The sequence below is a fragment of the Pseudoselenomonas ruminis genome, from assembly GCF_008271295.1.
Lineage (GTDB): Bacteria > Bacillota > Negativicutes > Selenomonadales > Selenomonadaceae > Selenomonas_A > Selenomonas_A ruminis.
This window is the reverse complement of record NZ_VTOY01000001.1, coordinates 182,271-207,896: the sequence shown is the minus strand read 5'-3', so window position 1 is coordinate 207,896 and position 25,626 is coordinate 182,271. Positions and strand designations below refer to the sequence as shown.

The following is a 25,626-nucleotide window of genomic DNA, read 5'->3' as shown; positions in this document are numbered from 1 at the left end:
TTAACGCGGAACGTCAAAGCTCCGCTTATGGTACTGTGTCCCTCGCCGCCTGCGGTAGAGTCGGTACGAATCTTCCTCCCCAGAGAGGAAGGCATAGTTCGTATTCGTCTATAACCTCAGCCGCCGCTAGGAGCAGTGCCATAAACGAAGCGTTTGATGTTTTCCGTTAAGAACGAAATTTTTATCTTCCCCGTTCGTCGAAAAAATGTAACCGTCCAAGCGAAGGGCTGCCTCGCCCCCCTTCCATAAAAAACACCGTCAGCTCGATAGCCAACGGTGTTTTTTGCAGTTATTTTGGCATAACTTCGTGAATTGCAGCATAGAGGTTGGCGGCGTCGAAGGGCTTGGGGACATGGGCATTCATTCCGGCTTCAAACGCCCTGTTCTTATCTCCCTCAAACGCATTGGCCGTCATCGCAATGATGGGAATTGCCGCCTTGCGCGGATCGGCAAGACCGCGGATTGTCCGCGCGGCCTCATAGCCATCCATCTGCGGCATCTGCACATCCATCAGGATGAAATCATAATAGCCCGGCTCAGCCTGCTCGAGTTTGGCCACACATTCCACACCATCGGACGCATGGTCGAGCAGGAAACCCTGTTCCCCGAGCAGCGTGATGACAATTTCTGCATTTAGTTCGTTGTCTTCTGCCAGCAGGATGCGCATGCCCTGATACGCCGCAATATCAATTGCAGTCTCCTCGTCGGCCTTGCTTTCCTGCTTGCTTTCGGCGAGCCACAGCGGCAAAGTTACGACAAAAGTCGTGCCCTTGCCCAATTCGCTTTCTACCGTAATCGTTCCGCCTAAAAGCTCGACGAGTTTCTTGACAATCTGCATGCCAAGACCCGTTCCCATAATGCCGCTGGCCGTCGTATTGCGCTCACGCGTAAACGCATCGAAAAGATGCGGCAAAAAATCTGCAGGCATGCCGATGCCCGTATCGGTTACCGTCGTCTGATAGACAGCCATTTCTGCCTGCTCGCTGGGAAGCTCGCAGACTTCCAGCGTGACATAACCGCCCTCCGGCGTATATTTGCAGGCATTGCTGAGGATATTGAGGAAGATTTCCCGCACCTTCGTCTTGTCCACCATGATATCGGCATGGTCAATTTTTAGCGTATAGGCAAACGTAATCTTCTTCCCGCTCATCTGCGCTTCAAACACCGAACAGGTCGCTTCCATGAGCTCGCGCATATCGGCATAGACCGGGTCGACCGTCATCTTGCCGCTTTCGATGCGCGCCATTTCCAACACGTTATTGACAAGTGACAGCAGAAAATCGTTGGACTGCTGTATCTTGTGGATATAGTCCCGCGCCCGTTCCTTGTCGTCAAGATTCTGCTGCAAGAGATTCGAAAAACCGATAATAGCATTCATCGGCGTACGGATATCGTGAGACATATTGAACAAAAACGAAGTCTTAGCTTCACTGGCAACTTCCGCCTGTTTTTTGGCCGCTACCAGCTCCTGCTGCTGTTCCTTGAGCTGGCGGTTAAGGGCCTTAGTCCACTTCACATTGGCGATGCTCTTAATCAGCAGCACCATAATTACCGCCAGCACCAATACAATCAGCAGGAATACCATCCCCAGATTGGCCTTGACAAAATCCCGCAGCGAAACCTTATGGCCCACATGGGTATGCTTGGTCAGCGAATCATTGACCTCTGCACTCGACATTCCTTGATTGAGCCGCTCCAATATCGCATAAAGCTGAACATTTTCCGGACGCAAAGCAAAGGCAATACCGATGTTCTTATTGGCTGGCACCGACGTCAGCTGATACTCGTCGATTAATTCGTGCATACTTCCTGCCCGATAGTTATTGACCAGCCAGCAATCGGCTTCGCCGCGTGCCACGGCGCTCAGACAATCCTCCACCGAAGAAAAATACACGAGCTCCCACTGCGGAAACTTATCCTTAATCTGGGCATCCATTACGGGATTGCCACTGACTACGGCACAGCGATGCTTGCCATCAGCCGAAAAACGCTCGCTATCCTGCGGGCGTATGACCGCCATAATCATCGCATCCACGAGCGGCGTCGTAATGAATACGTTTTGCTGCTCGGCCTCGTAGGCGCTAAATTCTGCCGGAAATACGCAGTCTATCCGACCTTCTTTCATTGCCTTCATCGCTTCGTGGATGGTTGGATACGGCACAGCCTCCAACCGGATGGTAGAATTTTTCATTCCGCCCACTGCCTTTTGGATATAATCGCGCAAAAGCCCCTTGACCTGCCCGCCCATACCATCCTGGGCACAAAACGGCAGCATATTGTCCGGGATAGGACGCACTGGTAACAAGGCCATCGATAATCCCCGCTTTGAGCAGGTTATCGGCATCCTTCCATGCCTCTTCAAACTCCACAATTTCGAGCTTCAGGCTGTGTTCTGCCACTCATCCCTTTAAAATCTGCTCCTGCAAACTGCCCTTATAGACCCCGAGCCGCTTGCCATTGAGCGTCGTAAGGTCATCGGGGTTAATGGTGCTCTTGTCCGGGTCAATGAAAATATAGTAATCCTCCTCACCCATGGCGTAGTGCGAGAGCAGCATCGTGCCGACACGGTCTTCCTTATAGGAAACATCGGCTAAGAGGTCAATCTCGCCGCGCTGAAGTTTTTTCAGCAAATCCACCCAGCTGCCTTCTACATATTCATACTGCCAGCCGGTATAGGCCGCAATCTTTCGTTGGTATTCATACGCATAGCCCGTGCGCCGCCCATAGGCATCAATGCTGTTAAACGTCGAATCAAACCAGCCCACACGGACTACCCGATGCAGTTCATCTTCGGCAAACCCGTGCCCCGGCGCCAATACTGCCAGCACCATCAGCAGGACAAACCAAACAGACAGTACCTTTCTCATAGCAATCCCCTTCCTCAAAAATCTCCTATGCATGTATTCGCTAACGATCATCCGTCTTCCTTTATTTCGCGGCGTTATCCACGCAAAAAGCCTTGGAACACGTCCAAGGCTTTGGAAAAACGAAGAACCGGAGTCACTCCACTGACTCCGGCTCTGTCTAAAAAGATGTAAGGAAATGGGATACTGGAAACTGGGATAAGTTTCCAGAGAAGAGACCGATAGGTTCCGATGCAACCGGTGGGATATCCGGTTTATTTCCTATCGACAAGCATAGTATAACATACTTTTTATTAAAATTGTACCCCTATTTTGCAAATATTTTCTCGTATCCTGTATATTTTTCATTTTTTCTATAATTTTTCGGCAATAATGACAATAGTTAATAACTTTACACTATTACAATCCCATTTATCGATAATCATCTGCTATTTTCTAGCCAGACGAAGCCAAACAAGTTATAATAAAAATAAATCATTTATCTTACCATCGGGAAAGTGAGCGGATTATTATGTCTCTTTTTCACAGCAAAGTATATGGTATCGTCCAGGGCGTCGGCTTCCGTCCGTTCGTCGACCGGCTCGCTGCGCGTTTTTCTATCTTCGGCTCCGTCTGCAACAAAGGCCCCTATGTGGAAATATTTGCCCAGGGAGAACCGGCGGCCGTCCAGAAATTTTTGGCAGCTATCGAGCATGAGCCGCCAGAGCGCGCGGCCATTTTGAAAATGGATACCGAAAAGCTCACTGCTCCGGATAGTTATACGAGCTTTTCCATCATCGAAAGCGCCAAGGAACGCGGCGATATCTTTGTCTCCCCGGACATTGCCACCTGTGACAAATGCCGTGCCGAGCTCTTTGACAAAAACGACCGCCGCTATCTGCATCCGTTTATCAACTGTACGGCCTGCGGCCCGCGGCTCACGATTCTTGACGCCATGCCCTATGACCGCGAACGCACGAGCATGGGCGAGTTCCCGATGTGCCCCGAATGCCATGCCGAATACACGAGCCCCGAAACGCGCCGCTACGATGCCCAGCCGGTCTGCTGCAACGACTGCGGCCCCGAGGTCTATCTGATCGGCGAAGAATCCTGCCGCGGTGCCGCGGCCATCACGCGCACACGAAAAGTGCTGGCCAGCGGCGGCATTGTGGCCATCAAGGGTATCGGCGGCTTTCATCTGGCCTGTGATGCCACCAATGCGGCAGCCATCAATCGGCTAAGAACGCTAAAGCATCGCCCGGTTAAACCCTTTGCCGTCATGATGCGCGATATGGAAGCCGTCCGCCGCGAGTGCCAGCTCGAAGCAGGCCAGGAGGAAATGCTGACCGGTCATCAAAAGCCAATCTTGCTGCTCAAGCGCAGGACAGCTGGCCATCTCAGCGACGCCGTTGCGCCGGGCAATCCCAAAGTCGGCGTCATGCTGCCCTATGCGCCCGTGCAGATGCTGCTGTTTGATTATCCCGATGGCATCACGATGCCCGATGCACTGATTATGACGAGCGGCAATCCGGCGGGCGCGCCCATCTGCCGCGACGATAAAGGCGCCACGGAGGCACTATCCGGCTTTACGGATTTGCTGCTGTCCCACAACCGGAAAATCCGTATTCGCGCCGACGACACCGTCATGGACTGGCTCGAGGGAAAGCCCTACATGATTCGCCGCAGCCGCGGTTTTGCGCCCCTGCCCTTTATGATGAGCAAGGACCTAAAAGGACAGGTACTCGGCATTGGCGGCGAGCTCAAGAACACCTTCTGCGTCGGCTCAAACAATATCTTTTATCCCTCTCCGTACGTCGGCGATATGAGCGACTTGCGCACGATGCAGGCTCTGCGCGAAACCATTGGCAGGCTCACCGAGCTTCTCGAAAACGAGCCAACCCTTGTCGCCTGCGACCTGCACCCGCGTTACAATACCGTGACCATTGCCCGCGAGCTCGGCTTGCCGCTGTTCCCCGTCCAGCATCACTATGCACATATTCTCTCCTGCCTGGCCGAAAACGACTACGATAAACCGGTCATTGGCGTCAGCTTTGACGGCACCGGCTACGGCACCGACGGCACCATCTGGGGCGGCGAAATCCTGCAGGCTGACTTTAGGGGATTCCAGCGCCTCGGCCATATCCGCCCGTTCCTGCAAACCGGCGGCGACAAGGCTTCCGTCGAAGGCTGGCGCATTGCCATTGCCATGCTCTACGGTCTTTACCAGGATAAGGATAAAGTACGTCAAATCGCCCAGACGCTAAACCTTTGCCCCGAAAAAGAGCTGGCCGCCCAGTTCTTTATGGCCGATAACAACGTCAATGCCATCTGCTCGACCAGCGCCGGCCGGCTTTTTGATGCCGTAAGCGCCCTTCTCGGCATCCGCACGGCCTCGACGTTTGAAGGGGAGGCTTCGATGTATCTCGAATTTGCCGCTGAAGCCTATCTTGATAAGTACGCGATAAAGCCGCAAGCCTTCCTGCCTGACATGTCAACTCTCCCGCTGATTGACATGTCAAAAATTGACCCGTCAAATACTGACAAGTCAATTATCCTCGCAACGGAAGAACTATTCCGCTATATCCTGACCGAACGGCTAAACGGCACCGCGGCAGATGAACTTGCCTACCGCTTCCATGCGGGTCTTGCCGCCGGCATTATTGCCGCCTGTGAGCAGGCACGGAAACAAACCGAGCTTTCCACCTGCGCCCTCTCCGGCGGCGTCTTCCAGAACCAGCTGCTCGTAACACTGGTAAAGGACGGCCTTATCGCCAAGGACTTTACCGTCCTGCTGCACAGCCTCGTCCCGCCCAACGACGGCGGTATCTGCCTCGGACAGGCCGTCGCCGCTATGGTTCATCTAAATCAATAAAAAAGGCCTTCCCGCCAAAGGAAGGCTTTTTTTTATTGCATTTCATTGCTCAACTGTTTATTAATTCCATCCAAGAGTTCTTTCAGCTCTTTACTTTCCGTCAATTTATAGGCGATATCGAGGAAGTACGAGGCATGCTGGAGTTTTTTGTTGGCCAGCATGGTTTTGCCGTAGAGCATGGCCGTTTCGATGATTTTGGCATCGGGGCCAATCGGGAAATGGTACTTCTCGCCGTAGGAACGCATCGCCCCGAGCGACGGACGGCTGGCTTCGCCTTTGGTCTCATCATAGATATACTTGAGCTCATTTTCCGCCTGGAAACGCCCCTCAGCTTCGGCAAACGTCATCGAAAGCAAATAACAGCCAACGGCCTCATCCCACATTTGCTTTTCGACGAAGTAATACCCGAGGTTCCGATAGCAGTGCGCAATCTCACGGCGCTTGTAGCAAATCTTAAAGATATCCGTGGAGAGCTTCTTAAACATCTCCATATCCTTTTTCTGTTTGTAAACCTCCGCGTGTTCAAAGGCGATATCAGCGCTCATGGGGTTCCAGTCCATCGCGATGGCCAGCGCTTCTTCGGCCGCATCGAGCTCCCCGAGTTCGAGCAGCACCGAGCCATACATCGCATAGAGGCGGTTCAGCGGCTCTTCGATATCGGCCACCGGCTGGATTTCGGGATGCTGGCTCTGGAACATGACCATTTCCATCAGCGTATTGAAATCGTAGTAATCGGCATTGCCGTCGTCGTAGAGATTGAGTTTTTCCACGCGGTCAATCTCTTTTTTCAGCAGGTCCGCAGCCTCCTGGGCGTTTTTATTTTCGCAGGCATCAATCGCCTTGGCAATCGCATCGTTAATCTCTCTGGTCAGAGCTGTTTCCTTCATCAGTACGTCCTCCTCGTGAATTTGTCATTCTATTGTACCACATAATCCTGCCCCATGCGAATGACGCCCGGAATCTGCCATAGAAAAAGCGGCACAACGTCAAATTGTACCGCTTTCCCCTATACACATCACAATCAGAACTTAAATTTCTTCAAGGAGTTCTGCAAATTTTGCGCCAGCTCTGCCAGCGAATCACTAGCCGAAGCAATTTCAGCCGCTGATGCGGACTGCTCTTCCGATATTGCCGATACATTCTGCATTTCGCCAGCCACTGTCGCGCCTTGGGCATCGATTTCCTGAATGTGGTTCGAAATGACATTTGCGTCACTGGCCACATTCTTGATAGCGACGGCCATGCGGTTGACCTGCTCCGATACTTCATCGACATAGGAACGAATGTTATCGAACGTCTCGCGGAGGTTCTCCACCGATTGCGCGCCCGAAGCGACGGCTTCACTGCCGGACTTCATCGAATCGACGGCGCTGGCCGTGTCCTTCTGGATGCCGACAATCAGCGTCGAAATCTGCTGCGCGGCTTCCTGCGACTGTTCCGCGAGTTTGCGGACCTCATCGGCAACGACCGAGAAGCCGCGGCCCTGTTCGCCCGCTCTGGCCGCCTCGATGGCCGCATTGAGCGCCAACAGGTTCGTCTGCTCGGCAATGCCCGAAATCGTTTCGACAATCTGGCCGATTTCCTGGGAGCGTGCCCCGAGTTTATCGACAATCGACGCCGACGTTCCGACCGTTGCCTCAACGCTGCGAATCTGCTCAACCGACTGCTGGATGGCCGTGCTGCCGGCAATGGCCTGGTCGGATGCGGCCTTGGCATGTTCGGCCACGCGGCTGGCCTCGCTCTGAAGTTCTCCGACCGAATCGGCCACTTTGCCAATCGCCGAGCTGCAATCGTTGATACCGCCCTGCTGGGAGCTTACGGCTCCCGAAGCCTGCGAGACCGACTCGGCCGCCGACTGAGAGGCCTTAGCGGACTGCTGGGAGCTTGCCGTCAGCTGCTCCGAAGCCGAGGCGATGTGTTCAGCCGACTGGCTCGTATGGTCCATGAGCTTGTTGAGCTGCTGGCGCATCGAATCGACCACATCGGCCATATCGCCAAATTCGTCCATGCGGTTAATCTGACGCTCGGCATTGCGGAAATCACCGTCGCGCAGGCGGCGGCAAGCCACCATCATCTGCTCCAGCGGCGTGCGGATGGCACGGCTGAGGGTCCAGCCAAACAAGCACATAACCACCATGGCGATAAGCGTAATGACGCTCATGCTCAGAATCGCATGAACCACCTCCGCCTGATTCTGCTGATTGATTTCTTCCGCCTCGGCATTTACGGCCTTGCGCAGCGGAACCATGTTGTTATCCCAATTGATGATTTCTTTTATGGCTTTTGTCCCATACAGTGCTCTGGCTTCTTCTTGTTTTCCCGCCAGCGACAGGTCGAGCATTTCATTCGTGTAGTTCTTAAATCCCTGCCAATGCTGCTCGACTACTTCCGCGCCTTCCACCGTACTGCCAAGGGCCTTGTACTCGTTCCAGCTTTCCTCGTACTTATTCATGTAATTCTGGATATCTTTTTTGTTTTTCTCGAGCTGTTTTTTATCGGTAAGGCTGACGTTTTCCAGGATTCGTGCCTGCATGCAGCGCACCGTCACCGAGCAGTCGCCCAGCAGCCGCACCGCCTGCATATTGCGATTGTACATACGGTCCATATCCCCTTGAATCGACCGCAGATACGACGTGGCATTCCAGCCCACCAGTGCCAGTGCCAAACCTGTCATAACAATCATGCAAATGATTTTCCCGGAGACCCTTAGATTGTTAAACCAATTCATTATTCCCCACCCTTTAATTCTCTGAACAAATTTACACCACAAATGTCTTCCCTAAGTATAACAAAGACGATAAAACAAGAATAGGACACATGTCCTCTTTTTGTTTACAGCTAAAACAAAAGCCCTACTAATTTCTTTGCAAGGCTTTGTTTTTAATCGTTTCTATGCATTTGCACTTAGAACTTGAAGCGATTTGCTTCATCCTGCAGTTCATCCGCCATGCGCGACAACTGCTGGCTCGAAGCAGCAATCTCTTCCATCGAGGCCGACTGTTCTTCCGTTGCGGCCGAGATAGAGGAAATATTTTCCGTGATGCGTTTCGTGGATGCCTCGACATCCTCTGCATCTTTGAGTACCGCCATGCTGGCATCTGCTACCTTGTTGGCATTGGTTGCCGATTCTTTGACCATCTTATCAACGACACGGATATGTTCAGCAATAATCTTGAACTGATCCCCCGCATCCTTGACAGCCTGGCTGCCAACCCGTACCTGTTCGGTACCGGCATTCATCGAATCGACGGCCTGAATGGTAACCTTCTGGACCCCGCCAATCTTCTGGGCGATTTCCTGTGCAGCTTCAGAGGACTGTTCCGCGAGCTTGCGAACCTCATCAGCTACGACCGAGAAGCCGCGGCCCTGTTCGCCGGCACGAGCTGCCTCGATAGCCGCATTGAGTGCCAAGAGATTCGTCTGCTCGGCAATGCTCTGAATCGTGCTGACGATTTCACCGATTTCTTCGGAACGACGGCCGAGCTCCCCAACTGCAGCTGCCGAGTCATTGACCGTACCAAAGACTTCCCGCATTTTGTTGACGGCATCTTCGATAGCAGCGACGCCCTCGAACGCAGCGTTACCAGCTTTGCTCGACGTCTTGCTGATTGCCTCCGAAGCCGTGGCAATATCCGTGACCTGCTCAGTCATATTGCGGATATGACCGACCACATTGGTCATCGTCTCATTCTGCGTATTAGCCGATTCGGCAATATCACCGACGCGCTCTGCCACATGAGTGATAGTCTGAGCGACCTGCTCGACGCCATGGGACATCTGACCGGAGGAGTTGGAAACCTCATCAGCACTGCCCTTGATCTGGCCGAGCAATTTTTTGAGTTCATCCGTCATCTTGTGGAACGAACGAGCCAAATTGCCGATTTCATCGTCCGTCTCAATCGTCAGGTCATTCTGACGAAGATCGCCATCTGCGATGCGTCCAGCCGACTGCTCGAGACCGCGCAGTGGGGAAACGATGATATGCGAAATCCACATGGTTGCAAAGAAAATCAGTACGAGCGCTACAACGAGCACTACGACGAGCGTCATGCGCATGCTGTTGACGCTGGCCATCAACTGGCTCTTGTCAACAATGGTCAGATACTTATAACCGGTTTTCTCGGACACATACGTATTGACAAACTTCGTCTCCCCGTCCAGTTCCACTTCCTGCAATTCCTTGCCGTTCAGATTGATAGACGAAAGATCGCCGAGTTCCGACTCTTCGAGCTTCTTGAAAGCGGCATCCTGATGTTTCGGATCGGCAATGATGACATTGTCCGCATCGAGCATCATCAGATAGCCCGTATCACCGACCTTGATCTGCGAAATCATGTCCGTAACCACTGGCAGATCAATGTTGAAACCGAGGACACCCAGCGGCTGCCCCTGCATATCCTTGACCGTGGCGAAAATACCAACTGTCGGCGTGCCTTTCGAAGTCTTGAACGGCTTCGTGATGCGGACCGCATTCGTGTCAGCCATGCTCTCTTTGAACCAGTCACGTTTCCGGGAATCATAACCCTTCTTGCGTTTTACGGCCGGGTACTGCAGATAGCCGCCATCGGTCGTACCATAGCTGATGACCGAAATGGCCTCTTTGTTAGCCTCCGCATAGCGCTGGAAAATCTGATAGGCCTGCAGCTCAAAGCCGCCCTTGGCCTGCGGGTCCATGGCAATCATGCCATCGGCACCAGCCTCGCCCTCCGTATACAGGGTAATGCTGCCGCCACTTCTGAGGATTGGATCATTCGCCATATTGACGATACCATCGCGGAGCCCGCGCAGGAACAGATCCATCGACGTATCTACCTGCGTTGCCTGCAGATCCGTCTCCTCAACAAATTTGTTCATCTCATGATTTGTGATGACGCGGTCCAAGACGATGCCCAGCACCAACATCGTAGCGATAAATACCACCGACACCAAAACCATGATTTTCTGTTTGACACTAAAACGTGCCAAAAGTTCCTCCATCCTATCATCTCCTTATACTTTTCATCGAATCCCATTCTTTCACCGACAATTACGTCAGCATAATCTTACGGTAGTTATAGAATACGACGGCGATGAGAAAAAATCCTTCAAATGGTTTTATCTTTTTCTTACCAAAAACAAACCATTGACAAAGTTTTCCAGTTTTCCTCTGTCAATGGTTTCGTTAAAAACATTATTCATCTTCCGCATCATTCTGCAGATTCAAAAAAATGCGGTCTTTTTCGGTTAGATCTGCCTTTTCCAATAAGTCCGGCCGGTATTTTTTCGTCACGAGCAGTGACTGCTCGCGGCGCCACTGCCGAATCTTGGCATGATTACCGGATAGCAGCACCTCAGGCACCGCCATGCCTTCAAACTCACGCGGCCGCGTGTACTGCGGAAATTCCAACAGCCCCTCGTAAAACGAATCGGTCGGTGCCGAATCCGGCGCGCCAAGCACCCCCGGCAACATGCGCGAAACCGCATCGGTGATGACCATAGCGGGAAGCTCGCCGCCCGTCAGGATAAAGTCACCAATCGAGATGGCTTCATCGGCAAGCTTATAGATGCGCGCATCAAAGCCCTCGTAGTGGCCGCAGATAAAGACGAGCTGGTCATAGCCGGCCAGTTCCTTGGCCTTTTCCTGGGTGAACGTCGGCCCCGACGGGTCCATGATCAGCACGCGGCGGCTCGCCGCAAATTCTTCCGTTTTGGCCAGCACATCGCGGACGGCCTTATACATTGGCTCTGGCTTAATGACCATGCCCGCACCGCCGCCAAACGGCGTATCATCGACATGGTGATGCTTATCCTCTGCGTAATCCCGAAAGTTTGTGAAGTGGATATCGAGAATCCCATTGTCCACGGCCCGCTTCGTGATGCTGTCACCAAACGGCCCCGCAAACATCTCGGGGAAAATAGTCACCATATCAATGCGCATCAGAAATCTCCTCAGGCATATCAATCACCATACGGCCGCCGGCGATATTAATCTCCTTGACCACCGCTTTAAGTGCCGGAATCAAAAGCTCGCCACCATCCAGACGGCGCGCCTGATAAACATCGTTGCTGCCTGTGCGCAGAACATTTTCCACACGCCCAAGTTCCTTACCTTTGACATCATAGACCGTAAGGCCGATGATGTCAAAGGTATAATACTCGCCTTCGGCCAGCGGTGCTGCTTCGCTGCGATCCACAGTCAAAAGTTTCCCCGTAAGACGCATGGCGTCCTCACGAATCGGATACTCGCGGAACTTCATCAGCACATACTGCTTGTGGTATTTACAGCTCTCGATATGCAGCAGTTCATCGCCTACCATGACTTCTTTCATCGACGCGAAACGCTCGGTAAAATCCGTCAGCGGAATGATGCGCATTTCGCCGTGAATGCCATGAGCGGCGCCCACCTTGCCAATCGTGACGCGTTTTTTCTTAGCTGCGGATGGCGATAATCTTGTCATCTTCCACCAGCACTTCCACATTCATGAGTTCACGCATATCGTCGCCAACATGGACGTCGACCTGACGCTCGAGCGTGCCCTGGACAATTTCCGCACCGAGAACGAGTTTTTCGGTTTCTTCTTTGCGAGCCATTGCCTCCTCACGGTACTGCAGGCGCTTCTGACGCTCCTGGCCAAAATGTGCCTGAATGGACTGCAAACGCTGAATCTCTTCCGGCGTCGGGTTCTCCGCATCTTCCGGCTGATTTTCCTGCATTACGCGCTTTTCCTGGATGTTGAGCTGCTGAACCTCGAGCTCAGCGTGTTTGATTCCCTCTTCGAGCTCGCCGAGAATCTTTGCTTTGAGTTTTTCCGTCAATTTTGCCTTGATGGTTACCGGCATTTTCAGTGAAATCGTATCCATGACAGTTCCTCCTACATAGAAATAGCGGCTAAGCCCATGAAACCATGAGCCTGCCGCTGTTTCATCTAAATAATCTCAACCGTGACTTTGGTATTCTCCCGGGTGGCCGCGGCTTTGACCACGGTGCGCATTGCTTTTGCGATGCGACCCTGACGCCCGATGACCTTACCCATATCATCCTCGGCAACATGAAGTTCGAGCACGGTCTGCCCATCTTCCTGTTTTTCGTCCACTTGAACGGCCTCAGGATGATCCACTAAGGATTTGGCGATAACTTCAACAAGTTCTTTCATGTTGAGCCCCTCCAATTATTTCTTAGCTTTTGCTTCAGCAAACTTAGCCATGATGCCCTGCTTGCTGAGGAGATTTTTAACGGTATCCGTCGGCTGAGCGCCTTTGTTCATCCAATCGATAGCCTTAGCTTCGTCGATGCTGATGACTGCCGGCTGCTTGTTCGGGTCGTAGTTACCGAGAATCTCGATGAAACGGCCATCACGCGGAGCGCGGGAATCAGCTACAACGATGCGATAGAACGGGTTCTTTTTAGCACCCATACGGTTCAAACGAATCTTTACTGCCATGAAATTTCACCACCTTTCGTAGGGAAAGTAAATGTATAAATCTTAATGCATAAACGGAAGTTTCGGGAAACCGCCGCCCAGGCCGCCGAGTCCGCCAAGTCCTGGGAACCCGCCTTTGCCCTTCTGCATTTTTTTCATTTTCTTCATCATCTTTTTCATTTCGCCAAACTGCTTCAGGAGCTTGTTGACATCCTGAACGCGCGTGCCAGAGCCCATCGCAATGCGCTTGCGGCGGCTGCCGTTGATGATATCGATATTGGCACGCTCTTTCGGCGTCATGGATTTGATGATAGCCTCAATCTGGCGCATTTCTTTGCCGTCGAGGTCAATGTTCTGGCCTTCGAGCTGTTTTTTCAGCCCGCCCATACCAGGAATCATGCCTAAGATGTTTTCCAGCGAGCCAAGCTTTTTGACCTGCTGCATCTGGGAAAGGAAGTCATCAAGGGTAAATTCATCCTTGCGGAGCTTCTTTTCCATCTTTTTGGCTTCTTCCATGTCAAAGGTCTGCTGTGCCTTCTCGACCAGCGAGAGCACATCGCCCATACCAAGGATTCGCGAAGCCATGCGATCAGGATGGAACGGCTGCAACGGCTCGATTTTCTCACCGACACCGATAAACTTAATCGGTACATTGGTCACTGCCTTGACCGACAGAGCCGCACCACCGCGGGCATCACCATCGAGCTTTGTCATGACGACACCGTCAAGCCCCAGATTTTCGTTGAAGGTCTGAGCGACGTTGACCGATTCCTGACCAGTCATAGCGTCAACGACGAGCAAGATTTCATGAGGTTTGACCTCTGCCTTAATATCACGAAGCTCCTGCATGAGCTTTTCATCAATCTGCAGACGACCAGCCGTATCGATGATGATAACGTCATTGGCATGAGACTGCGAATACGCGATGGAGTTCTTGGCAATGGTCACCGCATCGGTGCCCTGCTCCATAGTGAACACTGGAATGTCCAGCTGACCACCAAGGACCTGCAGCTGCTTGATTGCTGCCGGACGATAAATATCGCAGGCGACCAGCAGCGGACGCTTGCCCTGTTTCTTTAAAGCGAGGCCCAACTTGCCGGCAGACGTCGTCTTACCAGCACCCTGCAAACCAGCCATCATGATGACCGTCGGCGGATTAGGACTCATATTGATACGGCTCTGCGTACCTCCCATGAGGTTCGTGAGCTCTTCATCAACAATCTTAATGACGACCTGAGCCGGTGTCAGGGTTTCTAAGATATCCTGACCGATGGCTCGCTCTTTAACCGTCTTGATGAAGTTTTTTACTACCTTGAAGTTGACGTCGGCCTCCAGCAGAGCCATACGAACTTCGCGCATGGCTTCATTGACATCATCTTCCGTCAGCTTGCCATGTCCGCGGAGCTTCTTAAAGGTCTCCTGCAAACGGTCGGATAAACTCTCAAATATCAAATCGATACCTCCTGACTGCGTCCCAGGATTGGGTTCAGCCGGTTCAGGACTGCTTCGACCTCCGAGGCATTCTCCGAAGTCTTCAATCCCTCGATGGATTCATAAATCTCAGCTAGTTCCTGACGCTCTGCCTGATAGCGTCGCACCAGTCCCAGCTTTTCTTCGTATGCTTCCATGGCCTTCTCGGACCGATGGATATTATCGTAAACGGCCTGCCGGGAAATTCCCAACTCCTCACCGATTTCCGACAACGAAAAATCTTCAAACAGATGCATTCGCAGGCATTCCTGCTGTTTTTCCGTCAGCAGTGCGCCATACAGGTCAAACAAAGCGGACAGATATAAAAGCTGCTCCATCATTCCCATCACCTGTTTTCAAAAAAATGTGCCAAGGTCATCTCCTTGACATAGCTATTATACCGAAGCCCAGATAACCTGTCAAGCATTTTTCCTTGGCACATAATTTTCTTTTTCAAACAATGTCTTACACTTCTGTTGACCAGTCAAACGAACCGGCAATTTGTCTGGTCAGCAGGAATTTCCTACTTTGTGAAGAATTTTTTCTGAGCAAACCAAATACTGCTTCCATAAACAGATTGAAGCAATTGTTATGTTAGGAGGAATCATTATGTCTAATTTCTGTTCGAACTGCGGCACCCCCTTGGACGGCACCGCAAAATTCTGCCCATCCTGCGGCACCGCTACCCCTGCCCAAGCGCAACCAACTAGCACCGCAACCCCCTCTCAGATGCCCCATAATCCGCAGCAACAAACACCCCCTGCACAAACGCCACCACCTATGCAGCAGCCTAATCCGCCTTATTACAACAACAGGCCACCTTATCCCGGTCAACCTACAGCTCCAACCCCCAGCGTTTCTGACTTCGGGAATGAACCATATATCCCCGATGAAAGCATCACCGACAAGTTCTTCCGCTACGATAACCGGTTGAACCGAAAACGGTACCTGCTTCGCAGTCTGGCATTGATGGGGATATACATCGTGGGCGCCGTGATTGCAGGCATCCTGAGCGCAATAATCGATGAAATCTTCGGTACCCTTCTACTCGCACTCATAGCCCTCGCTATCACAGTCCCCAGCTGCATGCTGTTGATACGCCGTCTGCACGACCTTGATCGTCCTGGCTGGTGGGTTATCGGCGGATTTATCCCCCTGCTCAACTTTGCCCTTTCCATATACGTCATCTTTATCCCGGGCACCCCAGGCCCGAATCAATACGGTCCTGATCCATTAACCGTTACCAACTAAAGCAAAACGCTGTGAAGATCGCCACGAACATCGTCCGCATCTTCACAGCGTTTTTTCTATGCCAGAAATGAGCAACAGGACATACGCCATATCCTTATTGCCGCTTATATTTTGATATACTCAGCCCCCAGTGCTAAGACCTTCCAGCCATTTCCCTCAAGCACGGTCGCAAAGTCATGGGCAGTGCCGTTAAAGTCAATATCAACGGTCATATTGCCAAAGCTTGAACTGCGAACAAAGACATTGCGTACGCCAGCCAGTTCCCGCAAGGTTTCCGTTGCTTCACTGATGTTCCCCCATTTATTCTCCGTAATAATCAGCTGCAAATGTTGCTCAGGATTCGCAGCCTTATTGAGGGCCGCCGTGCCGACGGCTTCCGGAATGCCCTTTGCTGCGTCAGCTATCGCTTCATTTACGGCGTTTGGCCCACGGCGCTCGGATTTTCCTGTGAACACCCCGGCATAGATAACCTCGCCGTTATTGACGTTTAACATACGCACCGACACGATAACAATGGCCTTCTTGAGATTTTCAAAGCCAGGCACTGATGCGTAGTCCGCCATACTGCCCACCGCTTTATTCACGGATACCATCACCAGATAATCCAGCGGAAATTGACATGTCAAAGACTTGATCATTGACTTGTCACCAGCAAAGGCCGCCGCCTGCAGCTGCTTTTGTTTTGACTGGTCAAGCTGGTCGATATCGATAATTCGCGTATAGCCTTGTGTGCTAAGCCCCTCCATCACGGCATTTTCAAGACTTGCATAGCGCTCGCCCTGCTTATCCATAGCCACCACACCGACACGCGGGTCCTGCAAGTTGGCACCGACCACCGCTTTTTTCTGCGCATAGGAACCGAGAGCGGCACTTAATTTCTGCTCGGCAACATCTGCCCGGATCTTCACCGTACAGATGCCATTCTCCTTGTTGGAGGACAACACTTCGTAATTTTTGATAAACCCATCGGCCTGTGTATAAATGCGGTCATTGATCAGCCGATAGTTCTGCACGTAACTGCGGCTGTCGACCATGACGCCCACCTGCTGTTCAACCGCCTGCCGAAGTGCCTGCCGCAGAGCGCTTCGCTCGGAACCGCCCTGACCGGTCACCGTCACCACTGCCGCGGAAACCGTCAACGGCGGCAATAGCAAGAGGCCTGACAAAACTACTAATTTTCTCCACACAGCCCTCCCCCTCCTTTCGCTATTATTATATCATCGTTCATGGAAAGAAGCCTTTAAAACACCGAAAAACTCCACTTAATTTGCTACGCGCTCGCCATTGGCGATCGCCGCATAGGTCTCCTCAGGAATCATCGGTGAACCAATTTGTGCTAACAAATCTGCGGATATCTCGCCCGTCGCAGCATACTGCCATCCCGCCTCACGCACCAGCTCGAGCCGCGGCTTCGTGACGATATCGGCTTGTGGCACGTTGAACATCGGACTTTCAGGCACCGTAATGATTGTATGCTGACGCGGAAACAGCAATTTGAACTGCGCCACAGCCGGCTCAAAATTGCCCTTACTATTCGGGAACCCGCAGCCGCAAATCATCAGGTAGCGAAGATGCGCAAAATCCGCCTGGCCTACATGCTCATACCGCTCGCCAACCTTCTTCATCTTCATGCAGGAAAGTGGCATGGTCCGCTCGATGAATGCCTTGAGCTGAGCTGGCATACCATACCCATAAAGCGGAAAATTAAATAGCAGTAAATCGCTTTTTAGTATCTCGTCTAACAGCGATTTCATATCATCGTTATGCACACAATTGCCGCCATTGCGCTTACAGGTAAAACACCCGATACAGAATTCAATATGTTTATCGGCAATATCAATGACATGTACCTCTTGCGGCGCAGCGTCCTCCATCCCCTGCACAAAGGACCTCGTAATATGCATCGTATCACTTTTCTCTTTTTTCGGGCTACCGTTTAAGACCAAGATTTTCATCGTCATATCACCTCAAGCATCGACTCAATCGACAAACGGTTCCGGAAATAACGCGGACCTTCTTCCCCGATTTCTCCGCTCGCTAGAAAACAACACTTCGCCAATACGCGTTTTGATGCGGCATTGCCCTCCTCAGCCTCAGCTTCAATCCGTTTCACTTCCGGATGAGAAAAAGCCCAGGAAATTGCCGCCCGCACAGCCTCAGTCGCATAACCCTGTCCACGGTATTCCTCCTCGATCCCGTAGCCGATTTCCGCCACACCATCTGCGCCGAGCCCTTTAAAACATAAATCCCCCACATGCTTGCCATCATGACGCTCAATCATCCACATCGCATACCAATCCCACTGATGCGGATGTGAAATACAGCCAGTCAGCATTTCCTCATACGCCTTCTTCAACTCTGCATCCTGTACCGTATCAATAGCCCCTTCCATCTGAATGCCATCAGCCGGATATAGGATCAGTCGTTCTGTCGTTACCATAAGACCTCCTTGTGTTGCCTTAAAATCACATTCCCTTTACACGCCAAAGCCAATCATCCAGGAACTGCCTCTGCTCTTCAGTATGGAACCAATGCTCACCAGCTTCCATTACCGTAAGATCCGCATCATGATTATCGGCAAAAGCCTGCATCGTCACATAATCCGTAAGATTATCGTGACCGCCATACAAAATCTGTGTCGGCACCGTCCACTGGATGGGATGACTGCGAACATAAGAAAGATACTCCCAGGACAAGTCCTCGCCAAACTCTGTAGGGATTACGCCCTGTTCCTCTAAGTCTTTCTCTGTTACCTGCGCCCACTGCATCATGTTCGTGATGAGCATTTCCATATCGACCACAGGCGAAATGAAATACGCCTGCTTCACATACGCGTCAATACCGCCACACATGCTGAAAAACGCGCCAATACTATTGGCAATCAGCACCACATTGTCATACTTCTCATATAAGTCCCTAACGATCTCTCGAATCTCATTTCCTGTTTCCCACGGGGTAAAGGTCTGATAATCAAGGCCCAGCACTTTCGCATCGGGGAAAAACGCCCGATAATGCTCAGCCTCGGCTGCACTTCCGCCCTTCCCGTGGACGTAAACTACAATATCCATACTACCCTCAATATTCTTTTTCACTTCTTGACTAATGCCCCAAAGATTGCATCTTTGTCAAAATCACCGGTAGCAAACCCCGGCACTTCCTTGAACGCCTTGCAATAAGCAAGGCTCATCTCGGTAAAGACAGCACTCATCTGCGCATCCGTATACGGGCAGTCATCGGTGACGATAAGCGTCGCAAAGCTGAACGCCACGAGCCAGAGATTGCGAAAGTATTTATCCGCCGTTGCCGCATCCATGTGATAGATGCGCATAATTGACGCGCGCACAAGCTCCTGCGAAAAATGCAGCGCATCCATCGCACCGCCCACGGCCTCATCGGGTTTTGTCAAAAAGAGCAGCTTATAAAGCTCAGGTTCCTCTTTGGCAAAGCAGATATACTGCTGGCCAACGCCCAGGAAGGGCACAGGGCCTTTGAGCCCTGTCTCGATATACGCCTGATAGCGCTGTTTGGCCATCGCATAGACCTCGACCTTCAGCTGTTCCATCGTCGTGAACCACGTAAAGATTGGCCGTGGCGACACGCCGAGCTCTGCAGCCACCTCACGCGCCGTCACCGCATCGATTCCCTTCTTGCGCACAACTTCAAGCGCCGCCGCCACAATCTCCTCTTTTTGAAACTTAACCTTCGGGGGCATAAACACATTCCTTTCATAAAAACAAACGTTGCGTAACACTTGTTATCTTACAAATTCTCTGTTGACTTGTCAAGCACTTCCGCATATTTTACCAATGCTCTCACAAAAAAAGACCTGACCAATCATTGACTGGTCAAGTCATACTCGTTCCTGCCATCTCCTGTTACCAGGTCTTGCACAATTTCAAACGGAAGGGCACCAAAGCACAGGGATTTGATGAATCCAGTTTCATTTGCTGATAGGCTTCGGCGCGCAGCTGGGCCCCTTCTTCATCCATAAACTCGTTATACGCGGTGACATACCCTTCCGCGAGCTCATCCCAGCTGCCTACCACTTGCTGCAGCCGCTTTCCCGCCGCAAAGGAAGTATTAAGCGCCTCTCTTAGCGTCAAATACCCCGCAATATACCCGCTGGAAGAAATCTGTATCAGACGCTGCAGCTGCCAGACCATTGCATACTTGGGCATGTCTACCTGCTCCTCCATGACTTCGCGCATCTGCTCGGACATATCCTGTATCGTCTCAATCAGTTCCCGCCGGGAAAAGATATTCCAGGATGATGCAAACATCATGCGGGATAGTTCCCCGCCCATGGGATTCCACTTGGAAAAGCCGCCATATTTATGCAGGTTCCAGCGATTTACTTTGCGATTGATTGCCGACGCCGCACAAAACCACTCACACAGTGATGCATCAACTTCGCGCCAGGACAGCGTATCTTCCGGCAGCTGGGGATGCCGTTCAATATTGCGCAGCGTCCCTCCTTCCACCCGGTCGGCAATATGCATGCCGACCATTATCAGGAAACTCCTTATATGCCTGTTCATTCGCATCATTTCTCCTTTTTATAAATTCTCACTCCACGCAGTATCAACATACATGTTATCCATGTCCGCCTTGGCTTTTTCATTGCCTTCACTGGCGGCTTTGCGCAGTTTTTCCCAATATGCCGCGTTATTCCCGCGCGCTTTTTCCCGATAGGCAAGCTGCAGCTGCGCCTCATCGCAGCCGTCATCGGCAGCATCCTGCAAGAGATACTCGGCTTTTTTTTGCTGCGCCTCACTGCCCGTTTGCAGCCAAACATTTGCCAGCATAAGTCTGGCATCGTTTTGCCAGTCGCTCTGTTCGGCCACAGCCTTTTCGAGGCAGTTTACGGCCGTATCCGTATCCTGCCAATTTCCTTCCGCATCACAGCAAAGCGCAGCACGGGCTATCATTGCTTCCGGATCGCCAGCCGCAATTCCCTGCTCATAATAATCAATCGCCTTGTCCCGGCTAGCTGTCATCCCAATGCCCGACAGGGCACAATTGCCCAATTGCACCAAAGCCCAGGGCACACCGCCATCTAAAGCCTTTTCCAAATAATAGCGCGCCTCAAGACCATACTCCTTGGGCTTTTCCATATAGAGCCTTCCGAGCCAGTACCAGGCCGCCAGCCGGTCATCCTCGTCATCCATCAGCGTAGCCTTTTGATACCAGCAAGCCGCACCTTTGAAATCGCCGCGAGCCGCGCAGTCTTTGCCTAACGCCACCATTGCCCGGCCACAGTCCAGCGCTGCCGCCTCATTCAAGGCAGCCAGCCTTCCTGCTTCATCGCCATTTTCGGCACAGCGATTTGCCCGATGCATAATCTCACGCCAGGTATTTCTGCGCGTGCCCTGTTCATCTTCCTGCCAAGCCGCCGCGTCAACCCCTTCGTTATTATACCAACGCTCAAAGCAGCGCACGGCCACCGTCAATGCCTTATCCTGGCGGACATAACGAATCCCGTCGTAATTGGCATAGAAGAACAATGTTTCCGCTTCATACTCGGCCAGCAAATAGTCATCCGACTCGGGCTGGTCAAGCATTACGCGCCGATAAACGCCCTGCGACAAAAGTTCCAGCGCTTTACTTATCTCCACCTTGCCATAGTTTAGATAAGACGCATCTCCGCCATTAGGACGAAGCACGCAAAGGCGCCATTCCTGTTTCCGTCCCTGCTGTCTCGCCTCGGTTATCCGCGCTTCCTGCCAGCTGCGGATATCCTCCGCGTCCGTCAGAACCGTCCGCGTCCCCTTGGCACGGCCAAAGAATCGCCAGGCCAGGCGGTTGCCTATGCCCTCGGAACTCTTCGCCCATTCCATCTCATCGAGAAAATGGCCAAAGTCCTCATACGCCCGGGCTTTCTCCCGATAAGTTTTCGCTTTCTCCTTGTCCTTGGGCAAACCACCCGAACCATTATCGTAAACTTCCGCCGTCAAATACCGCAGGAGCGCAAGTTTTTCCTCACTCTGATTCCCCTCGGCCTCAGCCAGCCTCGTTTCCTTTATAATGGTCCGCGCCGCCACCTCTCTTTCGATGGTCGTTCCCCGTCCATAGTACAAGCAATAGCACATCAGCGGCAAAATCATTTCATATTCATAGCTGCCTACAGCCGGCTGCCAGCGGGCCTCTTGGACAATCGCCTCCAGCATCTTCATGCACCACGAAAACGCGGCCGCATAATCCTTCGCATTCCAAAAATATATTTCCGCCAACTGTCCCATCGCTGGCACATAGCCGCTTTCTGCCAGGGGCTGGAAATACTCCACGGCCTGTGGTAAATCTTCCACGACGCCAAAACCATGCCGCAGTGTATACCCCAGCCAGTAATTTGCTTTCTGATAGCCATTCGCGGCCGCCTGTTCAAAATATTCGCGTGCCTTTTGGAACTCCATCTCCCGGAAGTACCTTTTCCCTCGATGAAAAAGTGCCTGTGGCATCCCCGCCTCACAAAAATGGCACTCAAACTCCGCCGCTTTTTCCAGCTTGTCAGAATCACCAAGCTCTTCATAAAGGAAATCGGCACAAGCCCAATAGGCATCCAAGCCAATTGACAGCCCTTGCTCCAACGATTTCTCCAAATAGGGCAGCGCCAAGTTAACCCGGGCTTCCCGGCTGTCATCTTCCCATTTATCCAGCAGGCCAAAAATCGCATTTTGGATATAACCGATTCCGAAAAGATAAGCGCCCATGGCTTCATCCGCATACTCCTGCGCCGCGGCCAACACTTTTTCCATCGTCCCCCACTTCGACCGCACCAGGTCCAGTTCCGATGGATAAAGCCCCCGATGGGCAATCGCACAGAGCACGCCAATCGCACTGCCGCCCATGAGACTTTCTTTTATACATTCGTCCACCTTCGCCTCATCCACCGAAAGGCCGCTCGTCTCCCATACCGCACCATCTTCGGCGCCCATGTAACTTCGTGCCAATAAGCCCCAGGCATCGGCATCACCGGCCACCGCCGCCTGATAAAGCCGTTCCTGTCCCCGCTGCGCACTGGCGGAATCATACTGCATCCAGATAAGATTTATCGCCTCATGTACGATTGGTTGAAATTCCTTTGCCATCGATTTGCTCACTCCCTCAGTTAATCGTTAATTTTTATGATAAATCGTACAAATTAGATAATCCCCAATATGCAATTAAAGCAGCATTATTTTCACCAGCACTGCCTGCACGGATATTGCCGCCTGTTCACAAAGGATTTTTTCCCCGTTCGTCGAATAACTAATAAATCATAAACATTTCGAGGAGGTGCCCTATGCCTGTAATCAATCCCGGTGACATCCTCTATGTCAAACGTACTGGCTACCGCCATTTTGGCATCTATGCCGGCAATCAGCAGGTGATTCACTATTACAAAGAAAAAAATCCGTTGGTGAGCGACGGCATTATTAGCGAAACCACCCTGGCCGATTTCCAGGGCGTCAGCGATACAATTTACGTGCTAAATTCCACGACTAAAGCCGGGGCGCCGCTATTTGACTGGATTGTCCGGCGCCTGCTCGGCGACGATATCGAGTTGTTTTCCCCCGAAGAAACCGTAGCCCGTGCCCGCAGCAAACTCGGCGAACGCGGCTACAACCTGCTGCTCAACAACTGCGAGCACTTTGCCCTCTGGTGCAAAACCGGCATCGCCCAATCCGCCCAAAGCGACTATCTGCTATCCTGCCTCCAACAGCTAATCCCGCTCCCCTCAGCAAAAGAAACGGACTGACCACAATCCTCGGTCAGTCCGTTTCTTCCTTTAATCGGCAGCAAGTTCAAAGGCGTCTTCCCACCGCTCCCACATCCTGTCGCTTATTTTTTCTGTTGTCGCCAGGCCATGAACCAGCGTGAAATAATCCGGCAGCCTTTCCTTGCACCACTGAATCTCAATCCCCAACATATCGTTGGCAATCGCCGTCAGATTGAAACCAAAGGCGTCAAGGGAATAACGCATTTTCTCCGGCCTGCGGCAGGATGCGCCTTCTTTGCGGCTGCACGCGCGGCAAAGATTACAGCCGCCAGAGGAAAACGACACACTTCCCGGCAACTGCTGTTCTAACCGTCGAAGCCGCTCTTCCATGGCGAGCTTTACCGCCACCACAATATCCCAGCCCATCGCTTTTACTTTTTCCGCCGTATCTGCCGCCTTTATGACTTGCGGGCTCAAATTTATCTTAGCCCCTATGACATACATCCACTGGAACTTTTCCAGATAGTCCGCCACATCAAACGGCAGCGGCGGGCAGCTCCAAACGGTATTATAGTTCGGACATTGCTGGCAATACGTCAGATATGTGGCACAATCCTGATATTTTTGCTGAAACGCCGAAAGCGGCATACCGCCCTTTCGATATTCCACCGAATAATCCATGACACTCTCACCTCATCGGATAATTTCGCCCACCGGCGTTATTTTCCTCCCTTGTCAACCGCCAAGGAGAGATTTTCCCGGGCATATTCCTGCAAATCCTCCGTATTCTCCACTATCTCTTTGGCATACGACTTGATATCACGCGTCAATTGCTTCGTATCGGCTACGGACATTTCGCCAAGCTTATGAAACAACCGTTTATGCTCTGCCTGAAACTCCATGTCCTCGTCATATTTGCGGAACAGTAGTCGTATCATCTTACGGCGCAGGAATTTCTCCCGGATGATATTCTCACGCTCCTGCACCCAAGCCACCGCCAGAACTACCAATAGCAGAATTCCCATATAGCCAAGCAGTGGATACATCCAGGCAACCAGCTGAGAAAAACCGCCAAAGCTGCAAACATAACCGAGCGCGACAATGCCAATGAGGATTTTGCGCATCTTGCTGACATTACTGCCGGCAAACCGCCGTGCCGTTGCATAGTAGAGACTGAAAGCTGTGTTGAAAATCAGCGCAAATATCACCACCGCATAGATAACGGCAAACACGGGATGTATCTGATTCACCAGCGTCAACATCGGAATCTCAACATCCTTGACCTTGTCGAGATTGGCAAAAAGCGCCAACGAAGCGCTGCCTACAATCACGCCAATAATCGCGCCACCTAACGCACCGCCCTTTTCGGCATCGCCAATGCGCACGACTGAGCCGCCGAGCACAAACGCCATCGAAACACCATTCATCACACAAAGCGCAAAATAATTGATAACTGCCAGATAAACATTCGGCATGGCCGGCCGCATTGTCCTCGACACCTCATCGAGGAGCGTGAAATCATAAGACTTACCCCAAAAGGTATAGCCCGTTGCCACTAAAATCATAACCACGATGATGGGCGTAAAAACGCCAAGCACCCGGGTAATCTTATCAAAGTCCATAAACGCAATCACAGCAATCAGCACCGAGCACAGTAGTGCCCCCAGCCAACTTGGCAAGCCGAATTGCTGCTGTAAATTGGCCCCAGCCCCAGCGACCATGACAAAACCAACGGCAAAACAGGAAACCACCAACGCAATGTCAATGATACGCTGGATGACAGGATGGGCAATCTGCTCCAAGACTTCCTGATGATTATTCGACTGATAATGTGACCCCAGGGTCACAATGATGCACCCAAAAACTATATTCAACAGGCCCAGTACAACAACGCCCACCAAGCCTATTTCACCAAAGCTCAAAAAATACTGCAGCAAGTCCTGCCCCGAAGATAGACCTGCCCCCACCAAAACGCCAACATAGGCCATAGCAACAGATACAGATTCCTTACTAAAACTCATCCGGTCACCCTTTCTTTTATGTATTTATTAAACATTTTGCATGTATATTTTAGCATAAATGTTATAGTAACGC

24 protein-coding genes are annotated in these 25,626 nt (G+C 51.8%); 3 read left to right on the top strand and 21 right to left on the bottom strand.

Annotated features, from left to right (window positions below):
* Window positions 1–289 precede the first annotated feature (289 nt).
* Window positions 290–2,311 (bottom strand): ATP-binding protein, encoded by a 2,022-nt coding sequence (locus tag FZ040_RS00875; RefSeq protein ID WP_187620190.1) that lies wholly within the window; start codon window positions 2,309–2,311, stop codon window positions 290–292.
* An 88-nt stretch (window positions 2,312–2,399) separates the two neighbouring features.
* Window positions 2,400–2,867, bottom strand: coding sequence for a transporter substrate-binding domain-containing protein (locus FZ040_RS00870; RefSeq protein WP_187620189.1), 468 nt, complete (start codon window positions 2,865–2,867; stop codon window positions 2,400–2,402).
* 508 nt (window positions 2,868–3,375) lie between these two features.
* Here FZ040_RS00870 and hypF point away from each other — a divergent pair.
* A complete protein-coding gene (hypF, locus tag FZ040_RS00865; RefSeq protein ID WP_149170262.1) occupies window positions 3,376–5,715 on the top strand; it encodes a carbamoyltransferase HypF in 2,340 nt (779 codons plus the stop codon).
* A 32-nt stretch (window positions 5,716–5,747) separates the two neighbouring features.
* Here hypF and FZ040_RS00860 read toward each other — a convergent pair whose 3' ends face one another.
* The 10 genes from FZ040_RS00860 to ylxM all read right to left on the bottom strand — a co-directional run bounded on the left by FZ040_RS00860 (window position 5,748) and on the right by ylxM (window position 14,926).
* Window positions 5,748–6,602, bottom strand: a complete 855-nt coding sequence (locus FZ040_RS00860; protein ID WP_149170261.1) for a tetratricopeptide repeat protein — start codon at window positions 6,600–6,602, stop codon at window positions 5,748–5,750.
* Window positions 6,603–6,736: 134 nt separating this feature from the next.
* A complete protein-coding gene (locus FZ040_RS00855) occupies window positions 6,737–8,443 on the bottom strand; it encodes a HAMP domain-containing methyl-accepting chemotaxis protein (protein WP_149170260.1) in 1,707 nt (568 codons plus the stop codon).
* A gap of 176 nt (window positions 8,444–8,619) precedes the next feature.
* On the bottom strand, window positions 8,620–10,692 hold the full coding sequence (locus FZ040_RS00850) for a methyl-accepting chemotaxis protein (protein WP_149170259.1): 2,073 nt from the start codon (window positions 10,690–10,692) through the stop codon (window positions 8,620–8,622).
* A gap of 193 nt (window positions 10,693–10,885) precedes the next feature.
* Window positions 10,886–11,632: a tRNA (guanosine(37)-N1)-methyltransferase TrmD gene (trmD, locus tag FZ040_RS00845; RefSeq protein WP_149170258.1), complete on the bottom strand. Its 747-nt coding sequence runs from the start codon at window positions 11,630–11,632 to the stop codon at window positions 10,886–10,888.
* Complete coding sequence (gene rimM, locus FZ040_RS00840) at window positions 11,622–12,152, bottom strand: ribosome maturation factor RimM (protein ID WP_149170257.1); 531 nt, start codon at window positions 12,150–12,152, stop codon at window positions 11,622–11,624. Before rimM ends, trmD begins: the two co-directional genes overlap by 11 nt.
* Window positions 12,124–12,555, bottom strand: coding sequence for a YlqD family protein (locus FZ040_RS00835; RefSeq protein WP_149170256.1), 432 nt, complete (start codon window positions 12,553–12,555; stop codon window positions 12,124–12,126). Before FZ040_RS00835 ends, rimM begins: the two co-directional genes overlap by 29 nt.
* Before the next feature lie 65 nt (window positions 12,556–12,620).
* Window positions 12,621–12,848 carry a KH domain-containing protein gene (locus tag FZ040_RS00830; RefSeq protein ID WP_149170255.1) on the bottom strand — a complete coding sequence of 76 codons (228 nt, stop codon included), beginning with the start codon at window positions 12,846–12,848 and terminating at the stop codon, window positions 12,621–12,623.
* A gap of 15 nt (window positions 12,849–12,863) precedes the next feature.
* Window positions 12,864–13,136 (bottom strand): 30S ribosomal protein S16, encoded by a 273-nt coding sequence (gene rpsP, locus FZ040_RS00825; RefSeq protein WP_033169090.1) that lies wholly within the window; start codon window positions 13,134–13,136, stop codon window positions 12,864–12,866.
* 42 nt (window positions 13,137–13,178) lie between these two features.
* Window positions 13,179–14,567, bottom strand: coding sequence for a signal recognition particle protein (ffh, locus tag FZ040_RS00820; RefSeq protein ID WP_149170254.1), 1,389 nt, complete (start codon window positions 14,565–14,567; stop codon window positions 13,179–13,181).
* Window positions 14,564–14,926: a YlxM family DNA-binding protein gene (gene ylxM / locus FZ040_RS00815; protein ID WP_149170253.1), complete on the bottom strand. Its 363-nt coding sequence runs from the start codon at window positions 14,924–14,926 to the stop codon at window positions 14,564–14,566. The genes ffh and ylxM overlap by 4 nt, the downstream gene beginning before the upstream one ends.
* Window positions 14,927–15,194: 268 nt before the next feature.
* Between ylxM and FZ040_RS00810 the strand changes: the two genes are divergently transcribed.
* Complete coding sequence (locus tag FZ040_RS00810) at window positions 15,195–15,836, top strand: DUF805 domain-containing protein (RefSeq protein WP_187620187.1); 642 nt, start codon at window positions 15,195–15,197, stop codon at window positions 15,834–15,836.
* Window positions 15,837–15,940: 104 nt separating this feature from the next.
* Here the strand turns inward: FZ040_RS00810 and FZ040_RS00805 are convergent, their stop codons facing one another.
* From FZ040_RS00805 to FZ040_RS00775, 7 genes are all read right to left on the bottom strand, one after another.
* Window positions 15,941–17,023, bottom strand: a complete 1,083-nt coding sequence (locus tag FZ040_RS00805; protein ID WP_149170251.1) for a flagellar assembly protein T N-terminal domain-containing protein — start codon at window positions 17,021–17,023, stop codon at window positions 15,941–15,943.
* A 75-nt stretch (window positions 17,024–17,098) separates the two neighbouring features.
* Window positions 17,099–17,791 carry a flavodoxin family protein gene (locus tag FZ040_RS00800; RefSeq protein ID WP_187620186.1) on the bottom strand — a complete coding sequence of 231 codons (693 nt, stop codon included), beginning with the start codon at window positions 17,789–17,791 and terminating at the stop codon, window positions 17,099–17,101.
* Window positions 17,792–17,793: 2 nt separating this feature from the next.
* Entirely contained in the window at window positions 17,794–18,276 is a 483-nt protein-coding gene (locus tag FZ040_RS00795; protein WP_149170249.1) for a GNAT family N-acetyltransferase, read from the bottom strand.
* 25 nt (window positions 18,277–18,301) lie between these two features.
* Window positions 18,302–18,904: an alpha/beta hydrolase gene (locus tag FZ040_RS00790; protein WP_149170248.1), complete on the bottom strand. Its 603-nt coding sequence runs from the start codon at window positions 18,902–18,904 to the stop codon at window positions 18,302–18,304.
* Window positions 18,905–18,924: 20 nt separating this feature from the next.
* Window positions 18,925–19,548, bottom strand: a complete 624-nt coding sequence (locus FZ040_RS00785; RefSeq protein WP_149170247.1) for a TetR/AcrR family transcriptional regulator — start codon at window positions 19,546–19,548, stop codon at window positions 18,925–18,927.
* Window positions 19,549–19,711: 163 nt separating this feature from the next.
* Window positions 19,712–20,344 carry a DUF1266 domain-containing protein gene (locus FZ040_RS00780; protein ID WP_187620185.1) on the bottom strand — a complete coding sequence of 211 codons (633 nt, stop codon included), beginning with the start codon at window positions 20,342–20,344 and terminating at the stop codon, window positions 19,712–19,714.
* Between the two features lie 48 nt (window positions 20,345–20,392).
* Complete coding sequence (locus FZ040_RS00775; RefSeq protein WP_149170245.1) at window positions 20,393–22,921, bottom strand: tetratricopeptide repeat protein; 2,529 nt, start codon at window positions 22,919–22,921, stop codon at window positions 20,393–20,395.
* Window positions 22,922–23,115: 194 nt separating this feature from the next.
* On the opposite strand from FZ040_RS00775, the gene FZ040_RS00770 reads away from it, so the two are divergent.
* Window positions 23,116–23,571, top strand: coding sequence for a lecithin retinol acyltransferase family protein (locus tag FZ040_RS00770; protein ID WP_149170244.1), 456 nt, complete (start codon window positions 23,116–23,118; stop codon window positions 23,569–23,571).
* Between the two features lie 30 nt (window positions 23,572–23,601).
* On the opposite strand, the gene FZ040_RS00765 is transcribed toward FZ040_RS00770, so the two are convergent.
* Complete coding sequence (locus FZ040_RS00765; RefSeq protein ID WP_149170243.1) at window positions 23,602–24,213, bottom strand: DUF2284 domain-containing protein; 612 nt, start codon at window positions 24,211–24,213, stop codon at window positions 23,602–23,604.
* Window positions 24,214–24,251: 38 nt separating this feature from the next.
* Entirely contained in the window at window positions 24,252–25,553 is a 1,302-nt protein-coding gene (locus FZ040_RS00760; protein WP_149170242.1) for a YkvI family membrane protein, read from the bottom strand.
* Window positions 25,554–25,626 lie beyond the last annotated feature (73 nt).